This is a genomic window from Pseudoalteromonas sp., assembly GCF_041629635.1.
In the GTDB taxonomy this organism is placed as follows: Bacteria; Pseudomonadota; Gammaproteobacteria; order Enterobacterales; family Alteromonadaceae; genus Pseudoalteromonas.
In genome coordinates, this window is sequence record NZ_JBFKMX010000127.1 from 1 (window position 1) to 10,263 (window position 10,263).

A 10,263-nucleotide genomic window follows, 5' to 3' on the forward strand; every position below is an offset into this window, starting at 1 on the left:
AAGGGTATTACAGGTAGCAAGTGTAGCCAATAATACCTGTTTAGTGCTTTATTCAATAATAACTTAGTAGCTAAGTAACTCGCTGGACCAAAGAGTAAAATAAAAATTGGGCTGATCAGGTAAATATCTCGAGTTAACCCTGACTCTTCTAGAATATTAATCAATGACGCAAACGCGGATAAAAGGAGGAATATGGCAATTCCTCTAAATTCTTTCGGTTTATTTTGCCAAAGTACGAAAGCGCCTAAAGCGCCAGTACATACTATTCCTGCTTGAACTAAATTTACTACGTTTAAGGTTAGCAAAAAACGATACTTTTTTTATTTTAACTGGTAGTGATTTTGACATTACCTGAAGTAGTTGTAAAAGAGATATAGTGATTATTTAGCCTGTGTTCCTAGAAGGGCTTTTGCCAATTTGCATCTAGTTGATAGCAAATTATTTCGATACGACTTTTATCAAGGTTAGCTATCTTACATTCAGTGATGCCATCGCAGCTAATGTTAAGGCTTTAGTAGCCTTGGTTGGTGATCATTACCGCTTATAATCGCTCTAACGATAAATGTTGAAAAAGCTGAGCTAGTTTGTGCTTATCGAAAACTTTATCTTTACTAAAACGCCAGCCAATACAGCAAAAGTCTTGCCCGTGGTTAACTTCTTCAATCACACCAGAACTTAATTGTTTTTGCTGCTGACTAATACAGTCGTAATAATGCTCATGACCCTGATGAATGTGTTCACGACTATGGCAAGCGCTGGTTTGGTGAGCTGATTCACCAGATAACAAGGCTATTAGTAGCTCACCATGTTTAATAAAATCGACATAGCCGCTGGCGAAAGTATTTTCATGTATATATCTTATGAACTGTGCTTGCTCATTTGCTCGGTATTGTTAAATAGCTTTATTTCGGTACCATAGTTTTTGATGCAAACAACAATTAAAATGGAAGCCCAATGATTAAAAAAATAGTAAAGTGGCTAGTGCTGAGTATTTTATTACTGGCATTTTTAGCAGGGGCATTTGTTGCCCATGAATGGTACGCCAAAAAGCCGCTGCGATTTAAATCGTACGTCGACCGTACCATGGTAAAAATGGCCTTTGATAGCCCTGAAACCCTTACATCGCTTGGTTTTTTAGAGAGCTTAGGCTTTAACAGCCACAATGCAGAGCTCGATGATGCCAGCCTTGCCAAAGATGATGAAATGTTCGCTCTGTTACCCGAAATAAGACAAGGCGTTCTGCAATATGACGACAGCGAACTCGACAAATCTGACCAAATGTCGAAAGAAATTGCACTCTACTTACTTGATTTTGCTATTGATGCCACCGAGTTTCGCTACCACAGCTATCCAGTAAACCAATTGTTTGGCATTCAAAACGGCTTCCCAAGTTTTATGGATGCTCAGCACCAAGTTAATTCGGTTGAAGATGCAAATAACTACATTAGCCGTTTAAACCAAGTTAAACGTAAGTTTAGCCAAAGCTTAGAGGGGCTAAAATTACGCGAAGAAAAAAACATTATTCCTCCGCGTTTTGTAATTGATCGCGTACTTGACGAAATGACCACCTTTGTTGAGACACCAATTAATGAAAATATTCTTTATACTTCTTTACAAGAAAAAATGAACAAAGCCAACAGTGGAAATGCGGTTTTTGATGAGCAAACTCAAGCAAAGATTCTAGCTGATGTTGAAATGACAATGAAAGAATCTGTACATCCTGCTTATCAGCTGTTTATCGACTACTTTAGCGCACTTCGCGTTAAAGCCACAACTGATGATGGCTTTTGGAAGCTACCAAACGGTGATAATGCCTATGCCAGTTCACTTAAATTTTTCACCACTACCAACTACACTGCCGATTTTATTCATCAAACAGGGTTAAATGAAGTGTCACGAATTCAGGGCGAAATTCTCGCAATTTTAAGCCGCGAAGGATTTGATACTAGCCTTGGCTTTAGCACGGCTATTGAAGCTTTAAAAGCCGATGAACGTTTTTATTACCCTGATACTAAGGATGGTCGCGATCAAATTTTAGCTGACTATCAGACCATTCTAGATGAAATTGACCAAGGGCTTGACGGTGCCTTTAATATTCGTCCAAAAGCAGGTATGAAAGTACGCCGCATTCCTGAATTTAAAGAAAAAACCGCACCAGGTGCCTATTATCAACAACCCGCCATTGATGGTTCACGCCCGGGACTATTTTTCGCTAACTTATACGATATTAAAGCCACCCCTAAGTACTCAATGCGCACCCTAGCTTACCACGAAGGTATTCCTGGCCACCATTTTCAAATTGCCATAGGTATGGAAGCTGAAGGATTGCCGCTTTTTAGACGCATGTCGCCATTTACCGCCTACACTGAAGGCTGGGCACTTTATGCGGAACAAGTTGCGTGGGAATTAGGCTTTCAAAACGATCCTTACGATAATATTGGCCGACTACAAGCAGAACTTTTCAGAGCAGTACGCTTAGTTGTGGATACGGGTATTCACCATAAACGTTGGACACGCGAAGAAGCCATTGACTATATGCTTAAAAATACCGGCATGGCAGAGTCAGATGTTACCTCTGAAATTGAGCGTTATATTGTCATGCCAGGCCAGGCAACCGCATATAAAGTCGGTATGATGAAAATCTTAGAAATTCGTGAAAACGCCAAACAAACGCTAGGTGATAAGTTCGATTTAGCTGAATTTCATGATGTGGTGCTTAAAAACGGCGCCGTACCTCTAGATATTTTGGCGCGAATTGTTGATGACTATGTTAAAAGCAAACAATAAGTTACGAAAAAAACGTCACACAAAAAGAGCTGCTTAAGCTGCTCTTTTTATACAAATGTACTTTCTTTAACGATTCGATTGCGCATTAAAATAATCGGTTGTGCCATGGGCTTCTATCGCTTCGGTCAATGCCACCAGAGCCACATTGTACACACTGTCTCTTAATGAAATGCCCTTTTCAGTATAGATTTGCCATGCATTTTCAAAGGCTTTTTCTAGCTTTTGATGCAGATTTTCTTCTACTTTATCAAGCGACCATTGTTCGCCTTGTCGGTTTTGTAGCCATTCAAAATAACTCACAATAACACCACCCGAGTTGGCTAGAATATCGGGCACAATGGTGACATTATTTGCTTGAAGTAAACTATCGGCATCACTCTCAACTGGACCATTGGCTATTTCAACAATGTATTTTGCCTTTACCTCGTTTGCATTATTTTGTGTTATCACCCCATCCAGTGCCGCTGGGATCAAAATATCCACATCCAGTGTGATCAACTCTTCATTGCTAATATGTTTAAAATCAAGCGTCTCACAAACAGACTGATTACAATAAACTGCCGTTAATTTTTTGCTGCTTTGTTTTTCTTGGTAAATACTATCAACATCAAGCCCTTCGGCGCGGTAAATGCCGCCTTGCGAATCACTAATTGCAACAATATTAAATCCCGCTTGCTGAAGTAATTTTGCGCAGTGATAACCGCCATTACCAAAACCTTGAATCGCAACTGTAAGTTCGTTTGGTTTTAACCCGAGTTTTTTTACCAGCATTTGCATACAAATAAAGGCGCCGCGGCCAGTTGCGCTTTCACGCCCAAGACTTCCACCCAAAGAGATAGGCTTACCGGTGATCACCGCAGGCGCTTTGCTGCGCGTGATTTTTTCATATTCATCCATCATCCAGCCCATAATGCGGGCATTGGTATATACATCAGGTGCTGGAATATCGGTATCTGGACCAATAAAATCAGCCATTGCACGCACATAGGCTCGCGATAAACGCTCTAATTCCATTGGTGAAAGCGTTTTTGGATTAACAGTTACCCCCCCTTTACCACCGCCAAGCGGTAAACCCACCACAGCGCACTTTAATGTCATCCAAAATGCCAATGCCTCAACCTCATCTTGGTTAACCGCTTGATGAAAACGAATACCCCCTTTGCATGGGCCCAAGATATCGTTATAACGACAGCGATAACCTTTAAAATAGGCCAACCTGCCATTATCTAATCGGACAGGTAAATTACACGCAAGGGTTGCATGAGGGTGACTTAATGCTTCAATCACTTGGCTTGATGTATTGGCCTGTTCACCAATACGTTTTAAACGCTCTATTGCGCTTGCCAGTACCGAATTACTCATACCGACTCCTTAGTATTTTCTTATAATTAAAGGTAATTTTTATAGAAATTCAAATTCTTACTAACCATAACCAATACTCACTTCTATAGGATTTGGTTTAAATATATTGAATTTGTTATTAAGTGATGGAATTCAGGTTCAAGCATTCTCACCCAAACGCGTGCGCCAGTGGGAATCGCTAAGTCAAAGTTCAAGCCTTGATAGCGAAAGCTAGAAAAGACATGCCTATTAATAGGGTTTATATCATATATATTGAACAGCGCTTTGCCCTTTTAATAACAATGCAAAACTAAAAGGGCATTTTTAAAAATGGCGAAAATTAGTTACTTTCAGGTGTTACTTGCTCTTTTCGTGATTTAGTCACGACCCTTTCCACACTTTTGCCAGTCACCGCCCAAAGAAATAAACCTGACCAAGCAATCAGTGAGAAACCCGCTGGTACACATGCAACAGTAATCACTTTTGCATGTTTACGGTTTAGGAAAAAGGCGAGTAATGCAGGTAAAAACCAAAGCACTAACGTCACTAAGGCTACGCCTAAAATAAATACAGGGTTTGCATTGGCAAAAAATTCTTCAAAAAAAGTAAGTGTTTCCATAAGTTAAAATCCGAGTAAGTAAGCAATAGGGCTAGACTAATCGAACACACGGTATGAAAGAGCGCTAAATGTTAAGCGGTTAAACCAGGTGATTTACGGTAAAAACTGAATGTAGTAATGGGTTACTACCCTTTTTAAAGGGCTTTTAGTTACTATTTAACGCAAAGGTAAAACAGGTTACACGGAGCAAAGAGGCAATCTTTTTAACAAAGCTATAATGCTCATAACGCTTTAAATATACAGTTACACATAAGCTAAAAGCACTTGGATTTAACCTACCACCCATAATTAAGCAATTGATAATTAATTCTTTTACAAAAATACTTCACGAAACATCTTTTAAAGTTAACTCACTAAAAACAAAACAACGGTATATTTCCTAATTAATTACCATTTAAACTTAATGATAATTATTATCATTTGCCATTTCAATTTTGACTACCTTTCTGTAAAATGCCCGCACTTTTTCAGGGATATTTAGGTTTAGTATGAAGTTAAATCACATTACCAAAGCAATTACACTGTCACTTTTATCACTTTCAGCAGCCGCTGTAGCAGATGAAAAAAAATTAGAAGTTATTGAAGTAAAAGGCACTTACTTTAACGATTACAAAGTAGATGATGCCTCTGGCGCAATGCGTGGTAACACATCACTACTTGAAACAGCGCAGTCTGTTACTGTTATTCCAGAAACCATTATTGACGAGCAACTTGCAACTACATTAGGTGAAGTATTAATTAATGATGCCAGCCTTTCACCTGGCTCAAAACAACGTAACCGTGAAGTATTTAATTCACGCGGTTTTGCCCTTAGCTCATCAAATGGTTATTTACGTGATGGTCATCAACACTGGTCACACTACCAGCAGCCAATTGAAACGCTATCACGTGTAGAGGTCATTAAAGGCCCTTCAAGTGTGCTTTACGGTCAGTCGGCACCGGGTGGATTAGTTAACATGGTGACTAAAAAACCAACCTCGTCGTCGCTGTTAGATATTAGCGCAGACGCAGATCAAAATGGCTCAACACGTTTTATGTTAGATGCTGGCGGTAACTTAATTGAAAACCTAAATTACCGTGGTGTGTTAGTAAAACAAGATGTGGTTTATGACCGTGAATACGCCAATGGCGAAAACCGAGAGCGCGATCGCTTTTTAGGTTACCTTGCGGTTGACTACGCAATTACTGACGACCTAATTATCAATGTGTATTACGACCAAACAGACGACAAAGCAGGCCTTGATACCGGTGCTTGGTTAAACAGTAACGGCGAAGTGATTGGCGATAAAGATTACATCTATGACTTTTCATGGGCATTTACCGATATTCGCGTTAACAACCTAGGTACAAAAATCGATTATCACCTAAACAATGACTGGCAAATGACGTTTGGTTACAACGAGCAAACATTTGAGCGTCAACGTTTTGAGTCTGCACCACGCAAACCCTCTGATTACGTTGTTGGTGATAGCTATGAGTCGCGTCCATACGACCGCTATGATGACTGGCAATTTAAAACCATGTATTTCGACGTGAAAGGTGAATTTAATACTGGTAGCATCCGCCATAACCTGCTTGTGGGTGCTAACAGCTTAGATTACTACTATGGTCAACTACGTGTAAAAGCTGCAAGTGTTGATTATACACCCGGTAACCAAGAACCAACGCGTCCAGATATTTCGTATAAAACGGATGATACGCTTTACACCAGCGAGTACGACTTTTATGGCATTTATGTACAAGACTTAATTACCTTTAACGATACTTGGCAAGTGTCGCTGGGTGGCCGTTTTGATAAACAAAACAAAGAAGGTGCTGACAGTGAATCATTTGTGCCAAAATTTGGTGTGCTTTTCCACCCTATTTCAGATGCAACAGTTTACCTAAGCTATGCCGAAGGGTTTGAGCCACAGCGCAGCGAAACATTAAATGATGAAACCGATAAAAACCACGGCATGAAACTAGATGCGGTGACATCTGAGCAATTAGAGCTTGGTTTAAAATGGCAATTGACTGAACGCTTAATGATTGATACAGCTGTGTTTGATATTGAAAAAAACGGTGTATTAGTGCGTGAAACACTGATTGACGACCCTAATTTTGACACCATCACAACCCAAGCTGGACTTCAGCGCCATAAAGGCTTTGAAGCATCAGCACAAGGTGCAGTAACTGACACACTGTTCCTAATGGCATCAACTATGTACCTAGATGCACAATACGAGCGTGACAGTACTTACGAAGGTAAAACACCTGTGGATGCACCTAAATGGTCAGCATCACTTTGGTCGCGTTACGAAATGACCGAAAAATTAGCGCTTAATGCGGGTTTAATTTACCAAGGTGAACGCTTCGCGGATGCTGATAATACAATTACTAAAGATGCTTATTACCGCCTTGATCTAGGTGCAACTTTCAGCACACAAATCGGCGGGCAAGACACCGACTTCCGCTTCAATATAGAAAATGCATTGGATGAAGATTATCTTCCTGGCGGCGGTGTAAATAATGTCACCATTGGTGATGCACGTACTGCCCGTTTTGAAGTACGCGTGTCACTTTAATACTAAATAAAACGCATTAACCGTCAATTAATGCATTAAATAAAGCGAGCAACCTCAAGGTTGGCTCGCTTTTATCGTTACAATGAGCAATAAACTATGAGTATAAGAAAAGCGTTTTTTTGGTTACACCTGATCTTTGGCTGTATTGCCGCCCTGTTTATTTTTTTAATGTCGGCAACGGGTGCGCTATTAACCTATGAACGTCAAATTATCCACTTCGCTGAGAAAAGCGACTACCCACAAGCAAATCACCACACAAATACACTGTCGTTAACAGCACTAAGCGAGATTGCGAATACCTTTGCCCATGAAAAACCGCTGACAATTTCCCTGAGAAATGAAGAAAACGCCTTTGTACAAGTAAAAGAAGGCCGAAAAACCCTAGCCTACTTAAACCCTTATACAGGTGAAAAAATTGACGAACCTGGGCTTGCCACCAAAACGTTTATGCGCAAGTTACGAGCCTTTCACCGCTGGCTCACACTTGATGGCAGCTTCAGTGAAACAGGTCGTTGGGTTAACGGCATCGCCAATGTGATTTTCTTTGTGTTGGTACTTTCGGGGCTTTATTTATGGTTGCCAAAACGCTTTAACAAACGCGCCTTTAAACAAAAGCTTACGTTTGGTAAGTCTTACCCAAACATTAATGCCCGCGACTACCAATGGCATAATGTGTACGGCATTTACCTTGCGCCAGTGCTGGCGGTAGTGATTGCAACGGCGTTCTTTTTCTCATTTAAATGGCCGGGTAATACCTTAAAAGAAGTGGTTTCAAATGAAGCAAAAGTAGAAAAGCTTTCAGCAACACCATTAAACCAAGGCACAGCTCAATCGCTTGATGTGTTATTTAAAAACGCCATAGGCCACACACCAGATTGGCAACGTGCCCAACCGAAAAGCGCATAAGTGCTTGGCAAAAACTGGTTGAGTTATTACCAAATAGCTTCTTTGAACAAGCATGCACCGAAATTTCATTAGATGACGCAGTTAAGTATGCCGAAGACATTACCAACGGCCAAGTTACAGGCCGTGTGGTGATAAAGCTTTAGTAGATTAACAAAAAGGCTAACCCTGCTTAGCCATAAGTTAGCCTTAATTCTTGTAAAACCCTTATTAGCTTGGAATAAACACTCTGTCCACTAAGCCCGATTGACCATCACCACGATTGTGTAAACTCAGTTGCCCGTGATGCGCTTCGGCAATTTCTCGGCATAACGCAAACCCTAAGCCACTGCCGTTTGCTTTGGTGGAATAAAATGGCACTAAGGCGTTTGCCATCACGGTTTCGCTCATTCCGTGCCCTGCATCACTAACACTGATTAATGTTCCTGCTTGCGTACCTGACTGTTTCGCTTCAATTTGTATCGTGATATCGGATAACTGAGAGCCAGATTCATGTGCATTTTTAAGTAAATTAATCAGTAACTGCGACAGTTGTATTTTATCAGCATAACAGGGAATTTCAGGTAAGCGGCCTTAAAGCTCAAATGACCACTCTTGCTAAACACTCTCAAGCAACGTTAGCCACGCTAACTTTTCAATTTAGGTTGGTGTAACTTGGGAGTGTACCTTAGCCGCATAGTATTTATTTGAAGAGTTCATTGCGCAAAACTAATTGTGCGTACCTATTAATATTGCCCATCCAAACACTGTTAAACGCTATTTTGTTTATCCAACAGCATTGAAAACCAATAAACGCCTTGCTGTGTTCAAAACTTGGTTAGAGTCAGAAATGAGCAATAAAGTAAGCTCTAAGTAATTAGAATAAGTTTCTAATTCATATAAATAATCAAGAATTCACAGTTTAAAATATGCTTTTTCGCAAGTTGTTTTGTAGGCCTAAACACATCAGCTGGGCGCGGGCCTAAATGCGTTTGTTTTTCTTCTTTTACTAACGTAAATGTTTGGTTTAAATATTTAAAATCTACAGATAGTTGATTACTCACAAATAACCACTGACCATTCAGGACATCTATTTTATCGCTGCCATTACCTGTGAGTTCGTATTCTAAAATCGCTTGGCCATTTTTATTAAGTGCCAGTGTACCGTCGGCAACATCGCAATATTGCGTGCGTAAATAAGGTGGCAGGTCAACTTGTCTCTCGGTACCTGGTTTACGTAAGTACAATCCTAAATGGGATTTTGAATAATAATGATTGCCTTCGCTAAAGCGGAATTCTTGTGATGTTTTATGGCCGTTAACAACAAGCCAATTATCAAGGCGAGCGATTATCTCTGGTTGATTAAAGTTAGGGTTTAAGGCCAGAGTCGCATTGGGGAAATTCTTGGGAATTGCAATTTCACTTAACACGACATCTATTTTTTCACCTTCCAACTGTTCACTTAAGCTTGTTTTAAGCGCAGCGACTTCACTTTTCGAATACCCTTTTGTCACTAAATGCAGTTGTGTATTTGCGCAAGCAGTTAATAAAAACAAAGATAAAAGTACAAGGTGTTTCATATATATCCTTTTAATTACATATGTAATTCCTGGAATTAAGATTACACACGTAATCTTATTATTCAAGCCTTTTCTCTAGCGTTTAGTCTTGCCCAGCTATCTAAACCATTTGCAGGTAGTCAATGAAATTACTTATGTTGCGTTTTAACATACGCGTTGGGTGCCACACCAAAATAATGTTTAAACGCAGTATTGAATGCGGACACCGATTCAAACCCAAGTTCATGTGCAATATCTTGCTGACGATATCCTGCTTCCAGTAACTCAACCGCTTTAAATGCCTTGAGCTTTTGTTTCCACTGTGAAAAGCCCATATTCATTTGCTTATTGAACAAACGACTCAGGGTACGGCTTGATGCACCTACCTTTTCACCCCATTCTTCAATGGTCAGTTTGTTTCCAGGATTGGCTAAAAGCTCACTAATAATTGGCATTAAGCGTACATCTTCACTTAGCGGCATCACAAAGTTAGTTTCTTTGGCAAGTTCAA

At 40.1% G+C, this 10,263-nt stretch carries 10 protein-coding genes and 1 pseudogene; 4 read left to right on the forward strand and 7 right to left on the reverse strand.

Going from position 1 to position 10,263, the window contains the following annotated elements; genetic code table 11:
• Together ABYD77_RS15095 and ABYD77_RS15100 are read right to left on the reverse strand one after the other, a co-directional pair.
• Positions 1–305 (reverse strand): hypothetical protein (locus ABYD77_RS15095; RefSeq protein WP_372770950.1); only part of this gene is annotated, 305 nt, incomplete at its 3' end.
• Positions 306–541: 236 nt separating this feature from the next.
• A complete protein-coding gene (locus ABYD77_RS15100) occupies positions 542–787 on the reverse strand; it encodes a hypothetical protein (RefSeq protein WP_372770951.1) in 246 nt (81 codons plus the stop codon).
• A 167-nt stretch (positions 788–954) separates the two neighbouring features.
• On the opposite strand from ABYD77_RS15100, the gene ABYD77_RS15105 reads away from it, so the two are divergent.
• Positions 955–2,787: a DUF885 family protein gene (locus tag ABYD77_RS15105; protein ID WP_372770952.1), complete on the forward strand. Its 1,833-nt coding sequence runs from the start codon at positions 955–957 to the stop codon at positions 2,785–2,787.
• Between the two features lie 66 nt (positions 2,788–2,853).
• On the opposite strand, the gene ABYD77_RS15110 is transcribed toward ABYD77_RS15105, so the two are convergent.
• Entirely contained in the window at positions 2,854–4,149 is a 1,296-nt protein-coding gene (locus ABYD77_RS15110) for a Glu/Leu/Phe/Val dehydrogenase (RefSeq protein ID WP_372770953.1), read from the reverse strand.
• A 319-nt stretch (positions 4,150–4,468) separates the two neighbouring features.
• Positions 4,469–4,747 carry a superinfection immunity protein gene (locus ABYD77_RS15115; RefSeq protein WP_372770954.1) on the reverse strand — a complete coding sequence of 93 codons (279 nt, stop codon included), beginning with the start codon at positions 4,745–4,747 and terminating at the stop codon, positions 4,469–4,471.
• Between the two features lie 488 nt (positions 4,748–5,235).
• Here ABYD77_RS15115 and ABYD77_RS15120 point away from each other — a divergent pair, with 488 nt between their 5' ends.
• The 3 genes from ABYD77_RS15120 (at position 5,236) to ABYD77_RS15130 (ending at position 8,360) form a co-directional block, all read left to right on the forward strand.
• Positions 5,236–7,311: a TonB-dependent receptor gene (locus tag ABYD77_RS15120; RefSeq protein ID WP_372770955.1), complete on the forward strand. Its 2,076-nt coding sequence runs from the start codon at positions 5,236–5,238 to the stop codon at positions 7,309–7,311.
• A gap of 96 nt (positions 7,312–7,407) precedes the next feature.
• Positions 7,408–8,217: a PepSY-associated TM helix domain-containing protein gene (locus ABYD77_RS15125; RefSeq protein WP_372770956.1), complete on the forward strand. Its 810-nt coding sequence runs from the start codon at positions 7,408–7,410 to the stop codon at positions 8,215–8,217.
• Entirely contained in the window at positions 8,187–8,360 is a 174-nt protein-coding gene (locus tag ABYD77_RS15130; protein ID WP_372770957.1) for a hypothetical protein, read from the forward strand. Before ABYD77_RS15125 ends, ABYD77_RS15130 begins: the two co-directional genes overlap by 31 nt.
• A gap of 64 nt (positions 8,361–8,424) precedes the next feature.
• On the opposite strand, the pseudogene ABYD77_RS15135 reads toward ABYD77_RS15130, so the two are convergent.
• The 3 genes and pseudogenes from ABYD77_RS15135 to ABYD77_RS15145 all read right to left on the reverse strand — a co-directional run.
• Positions 8,425–8,760 (reverse strand): annotated as a pseudogene (locus ABYD77_RS15135) (ATP-binding protein); the annotation flags it as partial.
• Between the two features lie 323 nt (positions 8,761–9,083).
• Entirely contained in the window at positions 9,084–9,773 is a 690-nt protein-coding gene (locus ABYD77_RS15140) for a hypothetical protein (protein WP_372770958.1), read from the reverse strand.
• 128 nt (positions 9,774–9,901) lie between these two features.
• Positions 9,902–10,263: helix-turn-helix domain-containing protein (locus ABYD77_RS15145; RefSeq protein ID WP_372770959.1), on the reverse strand; the 362-nt coding region annotated here is incomplete at its 5' end.

What these genes read in the sequence shown, in the direction of transcription:
- ABYD77_RS15105 (WP_372770952.1), top strand. Translation starts at nt 955, where the DNA reads ATGATTAAAAAAATAGTAAAGTGGCTAGTGCTGAGTATTTTATTACTG.
- ABYD77_RS15120 (WP_372770955.1), top strand. Translation starts at nt 5,236, where the DNA reads ATGAAGTTAAATCACATTACCAAAGCAATTACACTGTCACTTTTATCA.
- ABYD77_RS15140 (WP_372770958.1), bottom strand. Translation starts at nt 9,773, where the DNA reads ATGAAACACCTTGTACTTTTATCTTTGTTTTTATTAACTGCTTGCGCA.
- ABYD77_RS15115 (WP_372770954.1), bottom strand. Translation starts at nt 4,747, where the DNA reads ATGGAAACACTTACTTTTTTTGAAGAATTTTTTGCCAATGCAAACCCT.
- ABYD77_RS15125 (WP_372770956.1), top strand. Translation starts at nt 7,408, where the DNA reads ATGAGTATAAGAAAAGCGTTTTTTTGGTTACACCTGATCTTTGGCTGT.
- ABYD77_RS15110 (WP_372770953.1), bottom strand. Translation starts at nt 4,149, where the DNA reads ATGAGTAATTCGGTACTGGCAAGCGCAATAGAGCGTTTAAAACGTATT.